This is a genomic window from Corynebacterium sp. LaCa_23 (genome assembly GCF_058182375.1).
The window spans coordinates 1,897,563-1,915,267 of sequence record NZ_CP190825.1; the positions used below are offsets into that span (position 1 = coordinate 1,897,563).

Annotated in this window: 18 protein-coding genes; 4 read left to right on the forward strand and 14 right to left on the reverse strand. The window is 61.9% G+C overall.

Annotated elements, in window-relative coordinates:
- Positions 1 to 3 precede the first annotated feature (3 nt).
- A complete protein-coding gene (locus ACP8IT_RS09040; protein ID WP_490289948.1) occupies positions 4 to 1,905 on the reverse strand; it encodes a phospholipase C in 1,902 nt (633 codons plus the stop codon).
- Between the two features lie 246 nt (positions 1,906 to 2,151).
- Entirely contained in the window at positions 2,152 to 4,002 is a 1,851-nt protein-coding gene (gene lepA, locus ACP8IT_RS09045) for a translation elongation factor 4 (protein WP_490289949.1), read from the reverse strand.
- Between the two features lie 18 nt (positions 4,003 to 4,020).
- On the opposite strand from lepA, the gene ACP8IT_RS09050 reads away from it, so the two are divergent.
- Both ACP8IT_RS09050 and rpsT read left to right on the forward strand, forming a co-directional pair.
- Positions 4,021 to 4,557 carry a type II toxin-antitoxin system PemK/MazF family toxin gene (locus ACP8IT_RS09050; RefSeq protein WP_023017102.1) on the forward strand — a complete coding sequence of 179 codons (537 nt, stop codon included), beginning with the start codon at positions 4,021 to 4,023 and terminating at the stop codon, positions 4,555 to 4,557.
- Positions 4,558 to 4,782: 225 nt separating this feature from the next.
- The gene (gene rpsT, locus ACP8IT_RS09055) at positions 4,783 to 5,046 is read left to right on the forward strand and encodes a 30S ribosomal protein S20 (RefSeq protein WP_005278016.1); all 264 of its coding nucleotides are present in this window, start codon (positions 4,783 to 4,785) and stop codon (positions 5,044 to 5,046) included.
- 98 nt (positions 5,047 to 5,144) lie between these two features.
- Here the strand turns inward: rpsT and ACP8IT_RS09060 are convergent, their stop codons facing one another.
- Entirely contained in the window at positions 5,145 to 5,723 is a 579-nt protein-coding gene (locus tag ACP8IT_RS09060; protein ID WP_005278014.1) for a TetR/AcrR family transcriptional regulator, read from the reverse strand.
- A 430-nt stretch (positions 5,724 to 6,153) separates the two neighbouring features.
- On the opposite strand from ACP8IT_RS09060, the gene ACP8IT_RS09065 reads away from it, so the two are divergent.
- Both ACP8IT_RS09065 and ACP8IT_RS09070 read left to right on the forward strand, forming a co-directional pair.
- Positions 6,154 to 6,996: a DNA adenine methylase gene (locus ACP8IT_RS09065; RefSeq protein ID WP_284629179.1), complete on the forward strand. Its 843-nt coding sequence runs from the start codon at positions 6,154 to 6,156 to the stop codon at positions 6,994 to 6,996.
- The gene (locus ACP8IT_RS09070) at positions 6,989 to 8,350 is read left to right on the forward strand and encodes a type II restriction enzyme (protein WP_490289950.1); all 1,362 of its coding nucleotides are present in this window, start codon (positions 6,989 to 6,991) and stop codon (positions 8,348 to 8,350) included. Before ACP8IT_RS09065 ends, ACP8IT_RS09070 begins: the two co-directional genes overlap by 8 nt.
- Here ACP8IT_RS09070 and ACP8IT_RS09075 read toward each other — a convergent pair.
- The 11 genes from ACP8IT_RS09075 to ACP8IT_RS09125 all read right to left on the reverse strand — a co-directional run bounded on the left by ACP8IT_RS09075 (position 8,347) and on the right by ACP8IT_RS09125 (position 17,526).
- The gene (locus ACP8IT_RS09075) at positions 8,347 to 8,994 is read right to left on the reverse strand and encodes a LysE family translocator (RefSeq protein ID WP_005284313.1); all 648 of its coding nucleotides are present in this window, start codon (positions 8,992 to 8,994) and stop codon (positions 8,347 to 8,349) included. The genes ACP8IT_RS09070 and ACP8IT_RS09075 overlap by 4 nt on opposite strands.
- Complete coding sequence (locus tag ACP8IT_RS09080; protein ID WP_005284315.1) at positions 8,991 to 9,380, reverse strand: ankyrin repeat domain-containing protein; 390 nt, start codon at positions 9,378 to 9,380, stop codon at positions 8,991 to 8,993. Before ACP8IT_RS09080 ends, ACP8IT_RS09075 begins: the two co-directional genes overlap by 4 nt.
- Positions 9,381 to 9,390: 10 nt before the next feature.
- Positions 9,391 to 10,359: a DNA polymerase III subunit delta gene (gene holA / locus ACP8IT_RS09085; protein ID WP_284631084.1), complete on the reverse strand. Its 969-nt coding sequence runs from the start codon at positions 10,357 to 10,359 to the stop codon at positions 9,391 to 9,393.
- Between the two features lie 7 nt (positions 10,360 to 10,366).
- Complete coding sequence (locus tag ACP8IT_RS09090) at positions 10,367 to 11,770, reverse strand: ComEC/Rec2 family competence protein (RefSeq protein ID WP_490289951.1); 1,404 nt, start codon at positions 11,768 to 11,770, stop codon at positions 10,367 to 10,369.
- A 20-nt stretch (positions 11,771 to 11,790) separates the two neighbouring features.
- Entirely contained in the window at positions 11,791 to 12,468 is a 678-nt protein-coding gene (locus ACP8IT_RS09095) for a ComEA family DNA-binding protein (RefSeq protein ID WP_487282079.1), read from the reverse strand.
- Between the two features lie 158 nt (positions 12,469 to 12,626).
- Positions 12,627 to 13,424: a DegV family protein gene (locus tag ACP8IT_RS09100; protein WP_237792450.1), complete on the reverse strand. Its 798-nt coding sequence runs from the start codon at positions 13,422 to 13,424 to the stop codon at positions 12,627 to 12,629.
- Positions 13,424 to 14,122: a histidine phosphatase family protein gene (locus ACP8IT_RS09105; protein WP_005277992.1), complete on the reverse strand. Its 699-nt coding sequence runs from the start codon at positions 14,120 to 14,122 to the stop codon at positions 13,424 to 13,426. The genes ACP8IT_RS09100 and ACP8IT_RS09105 overlap by 1 nt, the downstream gene beginning before the upstream one ends.
- A gap of 7 nt (positions 14,123 to 14,129) precedes the next feature.
- Positions 14,130 to 14,573: a ribosome silencing factor gene (rsfS, locus tag ACP8IT_RS09110; protein ID WP_490290603.1), complete on the reverse strand. Its 444-nt coding sequence runs from the start codon at positions 14,571 to 14,573 to the stop codon at positions 14,130 to 14,132.
- Between the two features lie 117 nt (positions 14,574 to 14,690).
- Entirely contained in the window at positions 14,691 to 15,308 is a 618-nt protein-coding gene (nadD, locus tag ACP8IT_RS09115) for a nicotinate-nucleotide adenylyltransferase (protein WP_005277988.1), read from the reverse strand.
- 18 nt (positions 15,309 to 15,326) lie between these two features.
- Positions 15,327 to 16,253, reverse strand: coding sequence for a cutinase family protein (locus tag ACP8IT_RS09120; protein WP_490289952.1), 927 nt, complete (start codon positions 16,251 to 16,253; stop codon positions 15,327 to 15,329).
- A 4-nt stretch (positions 16,254 to 16,257) separates the two neighbouring features.
- Positions 16,258 to 17,526 (reverse strand): glutamate-5-semialdehyde dehydrogenase, encoded by a 1,269-nt coding sequence (locus tag ACP8IT_RS09125; protein WP_490289953.1) that lies wholly within the window; start codon positions 17,524 to 17,526, stop codon positions 16,258 to 16,260.
- Positions 17,527 to 17,705: the final 179 nt, after the last annotated feature.

The window sequence follows — 17,705 nt, forward strand, 5'->3', positions numbered from 1 at the left end:
AAATTAGAATGGCAGGTTCTTCAAATCAAGGCCGGGGTGGCCGCTCATGAACCAGCCGATGATGCCGGCGGCGATGCCCAGTGCGGCGAGGATGCCGATGATGCCTGCCTTGGAGGAACCGGATGCGGCGTGGTTGGTGTCCGGCTGCTGGGCCTTATCCAGCGTGGTCACGGCAGGAACGCCCTGCTCGGTAACCTTGGTGTCATTCATGCCATCGACAACCGGCTTCAGGTTGGTGCCAGCGCGCGAGGTGTCGTCGACGCGCTCGACGGAGCTGTAATCCTCCGCCACCGTGCCATCGGTTTCGTTGAGGAAGAGCTTCGGGGCCTTCTCCGCGGCGGCGAAGTCGAACATGCCGGTGAGCTCACCCGCGCGGTCATCGAAGGAATCGCCGCCCAGGCGGCCAAGGCCCCAGTTGTCCTGGATGAACTTGGTCACCGAGGTCTGCTCGGTATAGGTGGAATCGATGTGGTTGGTCTTGGCGTAGGGGGATACAACCAGCAGCGGCTGGCGGGTGCCGGGTCCGCACTGGCCGTTCTTATCGCCCTTGATGCCTACCTTTGCGGCAGCGGCGGTGCAGATTTCCTTATCCTGGTGCGGGTCGGCGGAACCATTAAGGATTTCCGGCGCCTTGTGGTCGTACCAGCCATCGGAATCGTCGTAGGCGATGACGACTGCGGTGGAATCCCACTCCGGGGAGTTCTGCAGCTCGTTGATGTAGTGAGTGATAAACGCCTGCTCATCCAGGGGGTTGGAGTAGCCGGCGTGGCCATCCTGGTAGTTGGCGGCTTTGAGGAAGGACACGGAGGGCAGGTTGCCCTGCTCGATGGCGGTATCGAAGTCCGCGAGGTCGTACTGGTGGTTTGCCTGGTCGGTCTTGCCAATCATGTCATCGCTGGACGGGGCCAGGTGGTGCGGGTTGGCGGTAGAGGCGTAGTACTGGAACGGCTCGTGGTGCGGGTTGTAATCCGTCTGGTTCTGGCCGGTCAGCGTGGTGTGCGAAGAACCGCAGCGGGCGCGGGAGTCCTTCGTCGCCTCATCGGTGGGGCGGAATCCGCCTTGGAACCAGCCCCAGGTGACGTCCTTATCATTGAGCTGGTCACCGATGTTCTTGGAGTGCATCGCGGTAACTTGGTTGGTACCGGCGGAGGACTTATTGGAGCAGTCATCGAAAAGCGGGTCCGGGTCGCCCACGACGGTGGCGGTGCTGCCGTCCTCGGATACGCCGGCCAGGGCGTGGTTCTTGCCATCTTCGATTTTTTGCTGGTCGCCCGTGGCTGGGTCGTGCATGGTGGCATCGGCGACGGTGCCGGAAATCAGGTTCAGCGCTCCCGGGGTGGAGGGCCCGAAGATGGTGGAAAAGCTGTTGTCATTCAGCGCAAAGTTCTGCGCGTAGTTCCACATGCCGGTCACGGTATTGCCGTCGTAGTATCCCATGGTCATGCCGGGGGTGGCGTACGAGCCTTCGCCATACTTATCGATGTCCGTGGACACCGTCTCCGGGAACTTGTCCATCTTGCCGCCGTTGTAGGCTTCCTGCTCATCGGCGTAGTGGTGGTTCTGGTCCGTGGTCACGGCGTGTTCGGGAGCGATGCGGAAGGGCTTGATGGAGTTGGGGTTCTTCTCCCCCAGCAGGTCAGTATTTTCGAGGTTTTCTGCCCGCGGGGTATCGTCCTTGGCGATGAATTTGGGGGCGGGCTTCTCGCTGCCCTGGAGTTTCTCGTCGTCGTTATTTGCGGCGTGTGGGTAGGTGCCGAAGTAGTGGTCGAAGGAAATGTTTTCGGAGTAAATGACCACGACGTGATCGATGGGGGTCTTGGTTTCGGCCTGTGCGATACCGGGGACCAAGGAAGTTGTGGCAGCGGCTGCGGCGCACACTGCCACAGCGCGAGAGCGAAGCTTCATCTTATTTTCCGCCTTAAGTCGAGTGAAACAAAGAGGGAGAAAGTGGCTGTGGCTCGCCGAAGAGTCATCGGTCGCTTTCGACTCGAAATTAAACGCCGCCCACCCATAAACCGCAAATACTCAAAAAGGGCATTCCTAGTCTCAGGAATGCCCTATAGGTGCAGCTCAGCCTCGCTTTTAGGCGGCGGCCACCGCGGAGATTGTTAACTGAAAGTTAAGGTACTATTACGCTGCGCTTTCCAGTGCTTAGTCGTCCCCGTCGGTCGACAGCGCCGCCACGAAGGCCTCCTGCGGCACCGACACGGAGCCCAAGGTCTTCATGCGCTTTTTACCCGCCTTCTGCTTTTCCAGCAGCTTGCGCTTACGCGAGATATCGCCGCCGTAGCACTTGGCCAGCACGTCCTTGCGCATGGCGCGGATGTTTTCGCGGGCGATAACCTTGGTACCAATGGCCGCCTGGACGGGGACCTCGAATTGCTGGCGTGGAATCAATTCCTTTAGCTTCTTGGTCATCTTATTGCCGTACCACTGGGCGGAATCGCGGTGGATAATGGCGGAGAAGGCATCGACCGGGTCACCGTTGAGGAGGATATCCACTTTGACTAGGTCCGATTGTTGCTCGCCGGCCTCCTCGTAGTTGAGCGAGGCGTAACCCTTGGTGCGGGATTTCAACATGTCGAAGAAGTCGAAGATGATCTCACCCAAGGGCATGGTGTAGCGCAGCTCCACGCGGTCTTCGGACAGGTAATCCATCCCACCCATCTGGCCGCGCTTGGATTGGCAGAGCTCCATGGTCGGGCCGACGAACTGCTCGGGCACGATGACGGTCATGGAGACAATGGGCTCGTAGACCTCGTTGAGCTTGCCTTCCGGCCAATCTGAAGGGTTGTGAACCCAGCTTTCCTCGCCGTCTTCTCCCACCACGCGGTAGGTCACGGACGGGGCGGTAGAAATCAGGTCGAGACCGAACTCGCGCTCCAGACGGTCGCGGGTGATTTCCATGTGCAGCAGGCCCAAGAAACCACAGCGGAAGCCGAAGCCAAGGGCGACGGAGGTCTCGGGCTCGAAGGTCAAGGAGGCATCGTTAAGCTGCAGCTTTTCCAGCGCATCACGCAGGTCGGGGAAATCGGCCTGGGAGATGGGGAAAAGCCCGGAATAGACCATCGGCTCAGGGTCCTTGTAGCCCTTGAGCGGGGTTTCGGCGCCGCCGTGGGACCAGGTGACGGTATCGCCCACCTTGGTCTCGCGCACGTCCTTCACGCCGGTAATGAGGTAGCCCACCTCGCCGGGGCCCAATCCCTCGCACTTTTGCATCGTGGGCGAGACGATGCCGATTTCCAGCAGCTCGTGGTTGACGTTGGTGGACATCATCGTCACCTTCTGGCGCGGAGTGAGCTTGCCGTCCACCATGCGGATATAGGTCACCACGCCGCGGTACGTGTCATAGACGGAGTCAAAAATCATCGCGCGCGCGGGCGCATCGGGCGCATTCTCCGAGGAAGGCGGCGGCACCAACTCGCAGACCTTATCGAGCAGCTCAACCACGCCTTCGCCGGTCTTGCCCGATACCTTCAGCACTTCCTCGGGCTCGCAGCCGATGATATTGGCGATTTCCAGCGCGTACTTATCCGGGTCCGCCGCGGGAAGGTCGATCTTATTGAGCACCGGGATGATTTCCAGGTCATTTTCCATCGCCAAGTACAGGTTGGCGAGGGTTTGGGCTTCGATACCTTGGGCGGCATCGACAAGCAGGATGGCGCCCTCACACGCCTCGAGCGCGCGGGAGACCTCGTAGGTAAAGTCCACGTGGCCGGGAGTATCGATCATCTGCATGACGATCTGCTCGCCTGCCGATGCCCCCGATTGCGGCACCCACGGCAGGCGCACGTTCTGCGCCTTAATAGTAATGCCGCGTTCGCGCTCGATATCCATGTTATCGAGGAACTGGTCACGCATATCGCGCTCCGCAACCACCTTGGATAGCTGCAGGATGCGGTCTGCCAGCGTCGACTTTCCGTGGTCGATGTGAGCAATAATGCAGAAGTTACGGATCCGGGAGGGATCCGTAAACGTCGTGGCCGCAAAGTTTTCAGACATACGTCTACAATAGTCGACATGAATTCCGGCATGCTCACCCGTCTGCGCGAGGCGCTCGGAATCAGCGAGCGCGAGCCCGTGGACTCCGGCCTCAACCGCATCAACTCCCAGTTAGGGCTGGACAGGTCCACCCAGAGCCACGAGCCGCGCAAGGCCGCCTCCATCCAGGTCGAGGCCACCGCGGCGCACCCCCGCTCCATCTTCTTCTCCCCCGATATGGATGGCCAGGCCGATTCCGGCGAGGTGGTGTGGGTGTGGACGCCTTCGGAAGGCAAGCAGTCCCCTCCCCGCGAGCGCGCAATCTTGGTGGTCGGGCGCACCCGCACCACCGTGACGGGCCTGCTCATTTCCGCCAATCCGGAGCATGCGCTTGACGATGCCTGGCTCGAAATCGGTTGCGGCGAATGGGACGCCTCTGGGCGCAATTGCTGGGTGCGCTTGGACCGTTTATTGGAGGTTTCCGAGGAGCAGGTGCGCCGCCAGGGCATCCTTTTTCCAGAACGCAGGTTCGAACGGATTGCCAACCGCTTGCGCTCGCGCTATCACTGGGCGTAGTTCAGCGGCGCGGCGCCCGCAGACTTGGCTGGTGCGCGGTTGCGCTGCTATTATGTGCAAGTTACTTACTTTCCGGGCGCGTTGGTCGGGGCGGGCAGGACCTTGGGTCCGCTCTTCGAATACCAGCGCCGAGCGCTCTCCTCGTTCTTAGCGAGGGGCTTCGCGGGACACGTCCGGCGGGTTTGTTTCTGAATCAATCATCTTCGATTATCAAGAGGTATTTTCATGGCTAATATCAAGTCCAAGCAGAAGCGCGTTCTGACCAACGAGAAGTCTCGTCAGCGCAACAAGAGCGTGCGTTCTGCGGTTCGCACCGAGATCCGCAAGTTCCGTGCGGCCGTAGAGGCTGGCGACAAGGCTGCAGCAGAAAAGCAGCTGCGCGTTGCTTCCCGTGCGCTGGATAAGTCCGTTTCCAAGGGCGTCTTCCACCGCAACGCTGCTGCCAACAAGAAGTCCGGTTTGGCCACCGCCTTCAACAAGATGGACTAGTAACTAGCCTTCTTGTCTCCCCCGAGCAAAGCGCTGCCTGTGTGCAGCGGCTTGTTTGGGGGATTTTTATTGCGCCGGTTTTGTTGCGTCGGATGGACCTAGGCTAGGTCATCGTCGAAGTAGGCCTCGAAGATCTTGCCCGCATCCGCATAGGCCACCGATAAGGATGTCCGGCCATGGGTTTCCACGAAAGTCTGGATGGCGGTTTGAAACTGCGTGTGGATGATATTGACCGTCGGAATGAGCCTAGGATCCGAGGCCTTCCACCCTTCGCGCGCTTGCAATGCCCGGCGGATGTGCATCATGACGCGCTCGTTTCGGCGCCAATACATGGACAACAACTTCCCGTCTTGGGAAAGCGCCTGGGCGGTCAATTGGGAAATCTCCGGGAAATGATCGTTGCCCACGGCGTGATCAAATTCCGCATTCGCCATGATCGCAGAATCCTCCCGCAGGCTACCCGTGGGCAGGCCAGCGGCGAAGTTCTGCAATTGCTGGTCGAACTTTTCCGAAACCTCCGGGCCCAGAACCGCCGATTCCTTATCCTTGACGTAGTTAAAAAGGGTGCGCCGCGATATCCCTACGTCTTGTGCAAGCGTTTCCATGGTGAACCCGTCATACCCGTGGTCAATGACGAGCCGCAGTGCTGCGACGCGGATTTCTGAAATGCGCGGCATACTCTCTCCCCTCTTTCCCACGACCCCGTGGGAAACCCAACTATTCAATCCCCTTAAACATGAGATTTTTCTTCACCTTATAGTCTTTCTCCCCGCCAAGAAAAACCGACCCTTGCTAGGCTTCCCTAACCACCACAAAGCGCTGAGGTTCCCGCATGTCAACGCGGAATTCTCGGCCCGTAGACAGTCAACCGCAGGGATATTTTGCGCCGAAGCGCCGGCACATGTGAGCACGCAGGACGCGCGGCACAGGAAGGCAGGGGCGCTGGGCTTCTCCCGCGAGCGGGTGCTAGCGCCGGAAGCAGGGCCCAGGCAGCTCTCCCCATGCAGGCCGATACTCTTCAGCACGCCGAAGTACACCTTTATGGGCTAATATGTTCGAAAGGGCGATGGTGTTCGTGTCTGCGGGGGCGGCTAAGATAAGTCACCAATGAACAACGTCAAGCCTCTGGTGAAATGGGCCGGCGGGAAACGCCAGCTCTTACCGCATATTCACGCCGCCCTGCCCGCTGGGACGCCGCGGCGTTATTATGAACCCTTCATCGGCGGCGGCGCGGTTTTATTTTCGCTCACCCCGGCCTCTGCGCGGGTCAATGACCTCAACTCGGAGCTGATTAATTTATATGAGGTAGTGCGCGAAGGCGTCGACGAGCTCATCAGCCTGGTTTCGACCTATCCGAATGACGCGGACTTTTTCTACCAGCTGCGCGCGGTGGACCGGGATACGGAACGGTTCGCGGCGCTTTCTGCCACCGAGCGCGCCGCGCGGACGCTGTATCTGAATAAGACCTGCTATAACGGCCTATACCGGGTAAATTCCGCGGGGCAATTCAATGCGCCTTTTGGTCGTTATAAGAACCCCACAATTTGTGATGCGGATACGCTGCGCGGGGTCCACCAGTATTTTCGGGACAATGACATTACCTTCACGCAGGGCGATTTCGCCGCGGCGGTGGCAGGTGCTGGTGAAGGAGACTTTGTCTATTTCGATCCGCCCTATGACCCGGTCAACGTCACCAGTTCCTTTACCGGTTATCAAAAAGGCGGTTTTGACCGCGCGGAGCAAGAGCGCTTGAAGGCGGTGTGCGATGATCTCGATGCCCGCGGGGTGAAGTTCCTCCTGTCCAATTCCGCCACGGAGTTCATCCGCGAGCTCTACGCGGATTTTTCCATCGACACCGTGGCGGCCACCCGCGCCATCAATTCCGTGGGATCGCGCCGCGGCAAAGTAGATGAAGTGCTCGTGCGCAACTACGAGGTGGGCCATGAGTAAAGCACCGAGCGCACAGGAACAGCGGGAGCTTCGCGCGCTGTTCGGTGTCCCCGAGGGCGAAAAGCTTGGCCTCGATGATTGGGGATGGCTGCGCATTCTGGCCTCAGGGTGTGGCGAGCAGCTGGAAGAAAAAGGGTACTTCTACCTCACGACCAAGGAGCTAAAGGAGCTTTCCGGCCGGGAGCCGCGGCTGATGGCCAAGCACGACTTTTCCACCTCTCGGCCGTGGATTTTCAAGGAATTGGGGCTTGGGATTCTCCCAGTGAGCCGCAGCGAATACTTTGTTGGGCCGTTGGACCTGTACGAACGGTTCCCGGAACCCACCCACGCCGGGGCGGGTTCTGTGCGCACGTTAGACATGCCCGCGGGCCTTGACACCCTCGATATCGAAAGCGTGAACTCGGAATCGATGGCGTTGAATGTGGCATCGGCAAGCGGCATGCTTGAGCACTTCCTGGGATGCGAACCATTGCAGGCCACCGTCGCCGGGCGCATGTCGTCGCTGGAGATGACGATTCCGGTGCCGGATCTGGGGCTGGAAGTCAAGGTCGACCGCGCGCAGATGGAAATCGACGGCGGCTTCGAATCGCTCGAGCATTTGGTGCTGGTGGAGGCGAAAAACCACATCTCCGAGGACTTCAATATCCGGCAATTGTATTTTCCGTACCGGCGCTTCCAGCAATGGCTATCCAAGTCCGTGGTGCCGGTCTTTTTGGTCTACTCGAATGGGATTTTCCACCTGTACCGGTACGATTTCAGCGATCCCGCGGATTTTCGCAGCATCGCGCTGGTCGACCACGCCCGCTACGCCTTGAGCGCTTCGCACCTCAACGTGGAGGATGCGCTGGGCATCATTGGCTCCGTCGATGCCGAGCCGGAGCCGGCGGGGATTCCCTTCCCGCAGGCCAATAGTTTTGAGCGCGTGGTCAACCTCGTGGAGATCATCGCGCAGCAGCCGATGAGCAAGGAGGACATCGCCGAGCAGTACGATTTCCATCTGCGCCAGGCGGACTATTACGCCAATGCGGCCTGCTACCTCGGGCTGCTGGCGCTTGCCGATGGTCACTATCAGCTCACCCCTCGCGGCGAAAAGGCCATCGCACAGCCGCGGCGCGATGGGCGCAACGCTGCCCTGCTGCGCGCGTTGGCGGCGCGGCGGGTTTTCCGGCAGGCGCTGGAGATAAGCCTGCGGCGAGGGAAGGTGGCCGAGGCGCACGAGATTGCGGCGGCGATAGAAGGACTCGGCTTGGGCGCTGGCACGGCGAGGCGGCGGGCCTCGACGGTTGCGCGGTGGATCCAGTGGGCGCTGGATGTGGTGGCAGAGGGCGAACCTGAAACCCTGCCTGGGCTTTAGGTAACGAGCTGCTGCACTCCGGCGACCACGAGCGCGAGTCCGGCAATGATGAAGAACAGGCCCGATCCGATATCGATCCACGGGCCCGCGGCGATGAGCTTGCGGCGCACCGCATTCGTAGAAATCACCATGGCCACCACGAGGAAGAAAGCGAAGGCCGAGAGCGCCAGCGCCAGGGTCAGCGCGATGGCCAGCCACAGCGGTGGGGATGCCGGCAGCTGCGGGGCGATCATGGCAGCGAGAAAGAGCACAATCTTCGGGTTCGACAGGTTCGTTGCCAGCCCCATCTTGAAGGAGTGGCGCAGCCGGCCCAGCTTGGCCTCGGCATCCTCCAAATCAACGGGAGGGTTGGTGCGCTGTTCGAGGCCGCTGCGCAGCGCCCGCCATCCCATGAAGACGAGGAAGCTACCGCCGATGGCCTGGACCGCGCCTAAGATCCCGGGGAAGGCGGTCAGGAGGGCGGCCGCGCCAAAGACGGTGGCACCGCACCAGAACAATACGCCGATTTGAATGCCCGCGGCCGCGGCGATGGCGTGGCGGCGCGACTTGGTGGCATAGCGGGTGACCAGGATGATATCCGGGCCCGGTGAGGCCACGCCCACCAGATTCATCAGGAGGATGGTGAAAAAGGAAGTCCAGCTCACTGCGCGGACTCGTCTTCCAGGCGGCCAAGCAGGTCCTCGCGGCCAAACATGCGGGCCGTATCGATGGCGGTTGGCTGGCCGGCGGTGGCGGAGGCACCGGCGTTTAAGAGGGCATCGACAACCGCGTCTTCTTTTTTGAAGATCGCCCCTGCCAGGGGCGATTGGCCGCGATCATTGAGCAAGTTCACGTCGGCGCCGGCCTCTGCCAGCGCGGTGACGAGTTCCGCGTGGCCGTGGTAGGCGGCAAGCATGAGAAAAGACTGGCCGTCTTGGTTGACCAGATTGATATTGACGCCCTGGTCAATATAGTTCAGGAGATCGGGGTTTCCCTCCCGCGCCATGTCAAAGAGCCGACCGGCGAATTCTTGCACTTGTTCCTCAGACATGGACTCTAGCTTAACGTGCCAATTCCGCGATTCGTTTTACGGCCGCCTCAACGGCGAATTCGGGCTCACCACCTTGGCCTTTAACGGCGGCATCCAGTTCGGAGACGAGGATGACGGCGGCGGTGATGTCATCGGCAGTCCAGCGCCTAGCCACCGGCTGGGTCATTTTTACCACATACGGGGCAAGTCCGGTTTGGCTGGCAAGTGTGTACTGGTCCCCGCGGGCGGAATACAGGCGCGCCACGGCGCCTACCTTATTGGCCAAGGCCGCGGCGATGGCCACGGGGCTAGCGCCGAGCTGGAGGGCGCGCCGGCAGGTGGAGACGGCGGCTTCGACGCGGCCGGCGACGGCGGCATCGGCAATGTCCCAGTTGGCTACCTCGGCCACGCCGACGTAGTAATTACGCACCGCTTCCTGCGTGACATTGCCACCGGTATCGGCCACGAGCTGGGAGATGGCGGAGGCAAGCTCGCGGAGGTCGGAGCCGACGCCGTCGAGTACAGCGTGCACGACATCCGGGGTGGGGCGCACGCCGTGGGAGGCGAACTCGCGGGTGGCCCACTGGCCCAGCTCATTGGGGTAGAGCGAAAAGACCTCGTGTACCTCCGCAATCTTGCGCAGCTTCGCCACTAGCTCGGGCGGCTTCTTCTTTTTCTTCAGCGTCTTCGCGGCCACGGAATAGACCACCACCATGGTCATGCCCGGCGCCGGATTGACGCAGGCGCGCAGGATAATATCGACTACCTCTTTCCCGGCACGTTCACAGTCCGTGATGACGATGACGCGGTTATCGCCAAACAGCGACGGGCTGGTGGCCTCTAAGATTTCGCCCTCGGATACCTCGGAGGCCTTCAGCGTCATCAATTCGGGGCGGGTGGCCTCGCCTTCGGCCGCGGCCTTGTGGATGGTGTGGCGGGCGCGTTCGGTGAGGAATTCATCGTCGCCAAGAATGAGGTGTACAGGAGGCATGCCCATCATTTTAGCGCTAGGCGGCAAGCACTCCCAGACAAGCGATGACCCCTGCCAAGGTTAGCCACGGCCGATGATAGAGCAGCCCAGCGATGACCCATCCGTACGCGAGGAGCGTAAAGAGCGGGTGGGCGGTGATGGTGACCACGGGCAGGCTGGCCACGCCGTGGGCGATGGTATTGATCCACCACGCTGCGGGTTCGATGAGTTTTAATAATCCCGCGGCGACGATGCTCAAGGGGCCTAGCTGCGCGGCGATGGCCGCGAGCAGCCCTACCACGGTAATGGGCGCGGTGGCGGGTGCTACCAAGACATTGGCGAGGACCGAGACGACGGATACCTCGCCGGACATGAGGGCGATAAGCGGCAGGGTGAGGATATCGGCGGCAATCGCCACCGCGATAGCACGCAGAAAGATGGCGGGCCAGCCGGTGACCGCGAGCTGCGAATAAATAAGCGGGCTTAGCATGACGATGCCGAAGGTCGCCGCGCACGATAGCGCGAAGCCAAAGTGCACCGCGAGGTCCGAATCCACGAAAAGGAGGGTGAGGATGCCGAGGCTGAGCGCGTGGATGGGTTCCATGGTGGAAGAGTGCAGCACCGCGAGCAGGCCTACTACCCCGGCGACCGCCGCGCGCTGCACCGATGGTTCAAGGCCCACCAAGACGACATAGGTGGCTAGCGCTGCCAGCGAGACCGCCACCCTAGTGCGCGGTCCGGCCGCGCACGCGGCGCAGACGATGGCGGCAAAGGAACAAACGATGGCCACATTGGCACCAGACACTGCGCTGAGGTGCGATAGCCCGGTATCGATGTAGAGATCGCGCTCGGCGGGGCTTTGCAGGGAGGTATCGCCAAGCACCATGCCTGGGATAAGCCCCTGGCTGCTCGGGCCTACCGCCTCTAGTACGACCGCGCGGAAGTTATCGGCCACCCGCGCGGCCCAGCCGGCCAGGCCCGAAGGGGGCGCGTCGATACGCAGGTGAGAGGCGTTGGCTATCACGGTTCCCACTCCGGGTTGATCGGACTCGGAAAGCTGTACCGCGGCCGTGACCTGCGTTCCGGCGGGTGCGCTAAGCGGATCGGGGCTAAAGACCGGAAGCTGCGCGGGATAGCCTGGAACATCGAGCCGGATGAGCCAGCCGCCGGTGCTCGTTTGGGTCGGCGCGGTGACTACGCGGCCGGTGATCTCGCGGCCGAACTCGAAAGCGGCCGCACGCGCCTGCCGCACCGCGGCAACGAAGGCGGCGGCGCTGGCGAGCACGCCGCAAAAGATGGCTTGGCCCCAGTGCCGGGCGAGCAGGCATATCCCTACGACGCTGCCGATGCACGCCACGGCCCACCCCTGCCCGAAAACCAGCACCGCGATGACCGCCACCCATGCGGTCAGGGCGCCGGGCAGCAGACGGAGTTCTTTCATCGCGGCGTGGCCTCTTCTGCCTACAGCTGCACGTCATCTTTGAGCTTGGCAAACTTGGCAGGCCCAATCCCGCTGACCTCGAGGAGTTCCTCGACGTCCTTAAATCCCCCGCGCTCTTCGCGGAAGGAGACGATGGCTTCCGCGGTGACCTCCCCTACCCCGTTGAGATCCATGAGATCGGCGGCGGTCGCGGAATTAAGGCTGACTTTATCGCCGCCGGCGGGTGCGGCGGTGGGGGCATCGGCAAGCGCGGGGTCTGGCGGAGCACCTTGGGGCAGGATGTGGAGCTGCTGGCCATCGGCAAGCCGCTGCGCTTGGTTGAGCGTCATGGTCTCCGCCTCCGGCAGGGGTGTGGCTGCGGCGAGGGCATCGGCGACGCGGGCGCCGGGCTCGAGGGTCTTCAGGCCGGGCGCTGCAACCTCGCCGACGACGGATACGACGATTTCGCTCGCCTCCGCGCTGGGCTCGGCGGTGGTACTGCCCATCGCTGCGGGCTCGGGCATGCCGGACTCATCCGAATTACGGGAGCTCAGGCCCAGCCAAATAATGACGCCCACCACCACCATGATGGCTACCGCGCACGCCTGCCAGCGGCTGATGCGCACGCGCGGGCGCGGGTAATCGACGCGGAGGAGTTCTTCCTCGCCGGTGGGTTGGGTAAATTCGCGGAGTCGTTCGCTGATTTTGGGAGACGCCATAGCTCACAGGCTAGGAAGCCCCCGCGTGCGGTGCGGGGATGTGGGCGGAGGCGCTGTGGATAAGTCGTTGCGGGACGCAACCAAACGGGCTGAGGCGGGGCGGTTATCCACAATCAGGGGCCCACAGGCCGGCCAGCTTCGCGCGTGCGTGCGAGGGACTAGGAGCTAAATACCGCAGAAACCCCGATGGCGGAGGGACCAGCGTGCACGGCTAACACCTCAGTTAAGGGCGTGGTGATAAAGGACGTGCCTTCTGGCAAGGCATCACGCAAAAGGCCCTGCAGCTTGTCTGCCGCTTCGCCGGCCTGGTTGTGCTGAATGGCGATGAAGGCGGGCTCCCCGGCGGCGCGGGCGGCGATGATCTCTACCACCTTGGTAAAGGCCTTGGTCTGCGTGCGGGTTTTCCCCACCAATTCCAGCTTGCCGTCCACGATGGACATAATCGGCTTGGTGGCTAAAAGCGCGGTGGACAACATGGCGGTGGCGGCAGACATGCGGCCTGAGCGGCGCATATCCTCCATGGAATGTAGGTACACCCAGGTAGCCGCGCGTTCGATGCTGTCGAGCGCCGCCGCGTGGCATTCTTCCAGCGCCGCGCCCTGTGCCGCCTTGGTAGCAGCCGCCATCGCCGCCGCGCCCATGACCATGCCGGCCGAGCCGGAATCGATAACGCGCACCGTATCAGGAAAAACCCCTGCCGCAGCCACCGCCGCCGACCACGTAGATGAAAGCTCCTTGGACAGGTGGATGGCGATCACGCCATCATCCTGTGCCTTTTCCATTTCCCGGCCGTAGGCCGCGGCCAATTCGAGGGAGGACAGGCCCGAGGTGGTGCGCAGTTTTCCGCCCTTGTCCTCGCTATCCATCACGTGCAGGTCAATGACGGTGATATCGAGTTCTGCAGCAATCTCTGGGGGCAGGCTGGCCGCGGAGTCAGTAATGACGCGAACGGTCACTAGGTATCTGCCCCTCCATCACCGGTGACCTCGCCACCCATATTCCAGCCGTCGAAGTACCACTGTGCGCTCGCCACCGTCTCCGGTGTGAACTCCAGGGAGGTCACGGGGGTTTCCGGGTTGAAATCCGGGCGGGCGGTCAGCTGCGACCAGTGGGTATTTTTCAGGCCGGATAAAATGCCGTACTGGCCGTGATCCAAGCCCAACAGGTGGCACGTGAGCGCGGAGATTGCACCACCGTGGGCGACGATGAGCACGGCGCCGTCATCCCAGCCGGAAAATTCCTGCATGAGCTCGTCGATGACCGGACGAGCCCGCCGCGCCACATCTACGCGGGACTCGCCCTCTGGCGGGGCCCAAGTGGGATCGTGGCGCCAGATGGCGCGGGCGCCGGGAAATTCCGCATCCACTTCGGCCGAGCTCTTGCCCTGCCACTGCCCCAGATTGGTCTCGCGCAGGCGGGGATCCGTAGAAAAGTCTAAGCCGAGCGATTCTGCCACCACCCGCGCGGTTTCCCGCGCGCGCTGCAAATCGGAGGCGACGATTTTTACCACGCCCTGATCCCGGAGCAGGCGCGCGGCGGCGCGGGCCTGTTCGTAGCCGACATCGGAAAGCTCAGTATCCAAGTGGCCCTGCATGCGGCCGGAGGCATTGTAGGTGGTTTGTCCGTGGCGGATCAGAATCAGGCGGCGGCTCATGGTGGGGTTAAAGCTCCTCGTCCTCGCCAGGGGCCTTTTGCGCCAATGGCAGCTCATCAATGGAATCCACGGTGCGCGGATTGACGCCATTGGTCCAATCGCCGGGGCGCTCGGGCGGCTCAATGCCCTCGATCTCCAACAAGGGGCAATCGTGGTAGAGGCGGTCGAGCCCATAGTGCTCGCGCTGGTCCGTGCGCTGCACGTGGATGACGATATTGCCATAATCCAGAAGCACCCAGCGGTTTTCGCGGTTGCCCTCGCGGCGCTGCGGCTCGAAGCCCTGGGCCGTCATCTGGTCCTCCACCTCATCCACGATGGAGCCGACCTGGCGCTCATTATCGGCAGAAGCCAGCACGAAAACCTCGGTGATGGCAAGGACATCGGAGACATCAATTGCCGCGATATTGCTTGCTAGCTTGTCCTGTGCGGCGTGCGCCGCGGTTGCCGCCATGCGGCGGGCGAGATCAGAAATAGACAATGTATAAAAATTCCCTTTTCGCGTCTGGTGAGGAAGTGTCTTTTAGCTGTCTATTCTTGCACGTTCGGCGCGATTGTGCCCAAACTTGAACTATAAAGGTTTATCCGGCTGCGCAGAGTACAGGTTATTTTTGGTGATGTATTGCACCACCCCATCCGGAACCAGGTACCACACCGGGCGGTTTTGGGCGGCGCGCTCGCGGCAATCCGTAGAAGAAATGGCCATAGCAGGGATATCGATGAGGTTGATATCTTCCCGCGAGCCGGCCGGCAGCATATCCGTGCTCAGCTCGTAGCCCGGGCGTGTAACGCCCACGAAGTGCGCCATGTCCAGCATCTCTTCCCAATTATGCCAGCTCATGATGGATTGTAGGGAATCCGCACCGGTGATGAAGTAGAACTCGGCGCCCGGGAAAAGCTCGCGCAGATCGCGCAGGGTATCGATGGTATAGGTAGGGCCCTTGCGGTCGATGTCCACGCGGGAGACGGTAAAACGCGGGTTGGAGGCCGTTGCCACCATGGTCATCAAATACCGATGCTCCGCGGCCGTGACCTCGCGGGAGGCCTTCTGCCACGGCTGACCGGTGGGTACAAAGACTACGGTATCGAGGGCAAAGCGGTGCGCCGCCTCGCTGGCGGCGACCAAGTGGCCATTGTGGATTGGATCAAAGGTGCCGCCCATGATCCCAATGCGCTGGGAATTGGTCATGGCTGGAGAGTATAGCCGCTACCCTGCTGGGGCATTAAGCCAGCCAGCCACGGTATCGGCCACGCGGGCATTGTCCTGTTCCACTGCCGCATCGCCCTTGCTATCGCGGAAATACGAAGCGTGGTGGGCGGCCTTTGTGGCCAAGGCATCTTTGGCGTTGCGCAGGCTGAGATCGCAGACGAAGTCGCCGGCAAGGCAGTAATCGATGCGGTGATCGGCCGGCAGTGCAGCGCTATGAGGAATGAGATATCGCGGAATCGGCCCGGCCATGCCGCTGGGGCGCCGCAAGGGATTACCTATGTAGATCGCCCCGGCGAGCTTGTCCTGGGACGCGAGGTAGCGCTCCGCGCTGGTAGCGATAATCGCTCCCTGCGAATACCCGGCGGTGATATAGCGCGGGCTGCAGCCCGTTTCCTCTTCGTACTGCTCCACCACGCGCGGCGCGTTATTCATGCCGCTGCGCAGGCTCTGCACAAAGCCGACGGTGACCTGATAGACCAGCTCATGCAAGGGGTGTTCCAGCAGCACCCCACCAAGGCGACGCATCAGCTGCAGCGGGCGCAGGTTTTCACCCTCTTGGGCCAGCGGTGGCAGGTTCATCGAGGCGGGATAAGCATCCGCATCCAGCGCCAGCACGTAGGCATTATCCATGGTGCCGGGGTGGCGTTGTTCTACCAAGTGGAAGAGCGCGGCAAGGTTGGGGCCTTCATAGCCATTGGATTCCGCGCCCTGTTCCGAGTAGCGCTGCGGGCCGAAGTACTCGCCGTGCTCTTCGTTTTGGTCCGAGCCGCGCGCGGCAAGGAAGACGTAGTCGGGGCAGGTTTCGGCCTGTGGGTGGGGCTGCCCCGCCGCCGCGACAGGGGCGAGCATAGACGCGCCAAGCGCCGCCGTGGCGGCGATAGTTACGAAACCAGCGGCGGCGCGAGAGCGAGAGAAAAGACGCATATTCTTATGGGCGCACGTGACCGGTGCCTTGGAGGACCCACTTGGAAGAGGTCAGCTCCGGCAGGGCCATTGGGCCGCGGGCATGCAGCTTCTGGGTGGAAATGCCGATCTCTGCACCCATGCCGTAAACCTCGCCATCGGTAAACGCGGTGGAGGCGTTCAGCATGACAGCCGCGGCATCGACCTCGTTGCCGAACTTGACCAAGACGTCGGCATCCTGGGCCGCAATGCCCTCGGTGTGGCCAGTGGTAAATTCCGCGATGTGCGCGATGGCACCGTCGACGCCGTCGACTACCTTGGCGCAGATATCCATGGACAGCGATTCTTCGCGCCAGTCCTCCTCGGTGGCCTGGACGACGTCCTTGGCGCCGAAGCCCTCGAGCTCGTCCACGTCGCCGTGGACGGTGACGTCTGCGTCCTGGAGGGCGCGGACGATGCGCAGCTTGGTGGCATCATCAAACGCGGCATCGATAAGCACGCACTCCGTAGAGTTGCAGACCGAGGTGCGGCGGGTCTTGCCGTTGATGACCATGTCGATGGCCTTGTCCATGTCGGCCGAGGCATCGATGTAGAAGTGGCAGTTGCCGGTGCCGGTCTCGATGGCCGGAACGGTAGCGCCGGTAACCACGGCCTCGATGAGCTTGGCGCCGCCGCGGGGGATAACCAGATCCACCAGGCCACGCGCGGTAATCAAGTCCTGGACGGAATCGTGGGTCTCGCACGGCAGGAGCTGGACCACCTCGCGCGGCAGATCGAACTCCGCGAGGGTATCCTGCAGGAGCTCCACCAGCTTGGTATTGGAGTTGCGCGCGGACTTGGAACCGCGCAGCAGCGGCACATTGCCGGACTTCAGCGCAAGGCCAAAGGCATCGACGGTGACGTTCGGGCGGGCCTCGTACACCATGCCCATCACGCCGAGCGGGACACGCACCTGCTTCATCTGGATGCCGTTATCCATGGTGCGGCCCTGCAGGATCTCGCCTACCGGGTCCTGCAAGCCAGCGACCTGACGCAGGCCATCGGCAATGCCCTCAACGCGGGCGGCGTCCAAGGTCAGGCGGTCAATCAGGGAATCGGACATGCCGCGCTCGCGGCCGGCCTCAATATCCTGCTGGTTGGCAGCAAGGATGTCATCGGTGTGGGCAATGAGATTTTCGGCTGCGCGCTGCAAGATTTCATTCTTGCGCGGCGTGGACAGCTGCGCCACGACGGGCGCAACGTCCTTTGCAGCACGGGCTTTGGACAGAACTTCTTCGCGTTCAGTGTTGCTCATGTCATACCAGAGTAACGTACCCGCCCGAGTTTTTCAGCCGCCCGCCGTGTACCTCACGCTTTGCCTAAATTAGGCAGGCCACGCAGAGAAAACCACCCCCTCTACCCGCACCCGAGAGTGCGGTAAAGCTCACAACTACAAATCCAATTGTTCAATTCCTTGAAATAGTTACTTGGGTA

Bases quoted from the DNA above. Each gene is read 5' to 3' on its own strand.
- ACP8IT_RS09050 (WP_023017102.1), top strand. From the start codon at position 4,021: ATGAATTCCGGCATGCTCACCCGTCTGCGCGAGGCGCTCGGAATCAGC.
- ACP8IT_RS09040 (WP_490289948.1), bottom strand. From the start codon at position 1,905: ATGAAGCTTCGCTCTCGCGCTGTGGCAGTGTGCGCCGCAGCCGCTGCC.
- ACP8IT_RS09125 (WP_490289953.1), bottom strand. From the start codon at position 17,526: ATGAGCAACACTGAACGCGAAGAAGTTCTGTCCAAAGCCCGTGCTGCA.
- lepA (WP_490289949.1), bottom strand. From the start codon at position 4,002: ATGTCTGAAAACTTTGCGGCCACGACGTTTACGGATCCCTCCCGGATC.
- ACP8IT_RS09090 (WP_490289951.1), bottom strand. From the start codon at position 11,770: ATGAAAGAACTCCGTCTGCTGCCCGGCGCCCTGACCGCATGGGTGGCG.
- ACP8IT_RS09070 (WP_490289950.1), top strand. From the start codon at position 6,989: ATGAGTAAAGCACCGAGCGCACAGGAACAGCGGGAGCTTCGCGCGCTG.
- rpsT (WP_005278016.1), top strand. From the start codon at position 4,783: ATGGCTAATATCAAGTCCAAGCAGAAGCGCGTTCTGACCAACGAGAAG.
- ACP8IT_RS09080 (WP_005284315.1), bottom strand. From the start codon at position 9,380: ATGTCTGAGGAACAAGTGCAAGAATTCGCCGGTCGGCTCTTTGACATG.
- holA (WP_284631084.1), bottom strand. From the start codon at position 10,359: ATGATGGGCATGCCTCCTGTACACCTCATTCTTGGCGACGATGAATTC.
- nadD (WP_005277988.1), bottom strand. From the start codon at position 15,308: ATGACCAATTCCCAGCGCATTGGGATCATGGGCGGCACCTTTGATCCA.
- rsfS (WP_490290603.1), bottom strand. From the start codon at position 14,573: ATGGCGGCAACCGCGGCGCACGCCGCACAGGACAAGCTAGCAAGCAAT.
- ACP8IT_RS09095 (WP_487282079.1), bottom strand. From the start codon at position 12,468: ATGGCGTCTCCCAAAATCAGCGAACGACTCCGCGAATTTACCCAACCC.
- ACP8IT_RS09060 (WP_005278014.1), bottom strand. From the start codon at position 5,723: ATGCCGCGCATTTCAGAAATCCGCGTCGCAGCACTGCGGCTCGTCATT.
- ACP8IT_RS09120 (WP_490289952.1), bottom strand. From the start codon at position 16,253: ATGCGTCTTTTCTCTCGCTCTCGCGCCGCCGCTGGTTTCGTAACTATC.
- ACP8IT_RS09105 (WP_005277992.1), bottom strand. From the start codon at position 14,122: ATGAGCCGCCGCCTGATTCTGATCCGCCACGGACAAACCACCTACAAT.
- ACP8IT_RS09065 (WP_284629179.1), top strand. From the start codon at position 6,154: ATGAACAACGTCAAGCCTCTGGTGAAATGGGCCGGCGGGAAACGCCAG.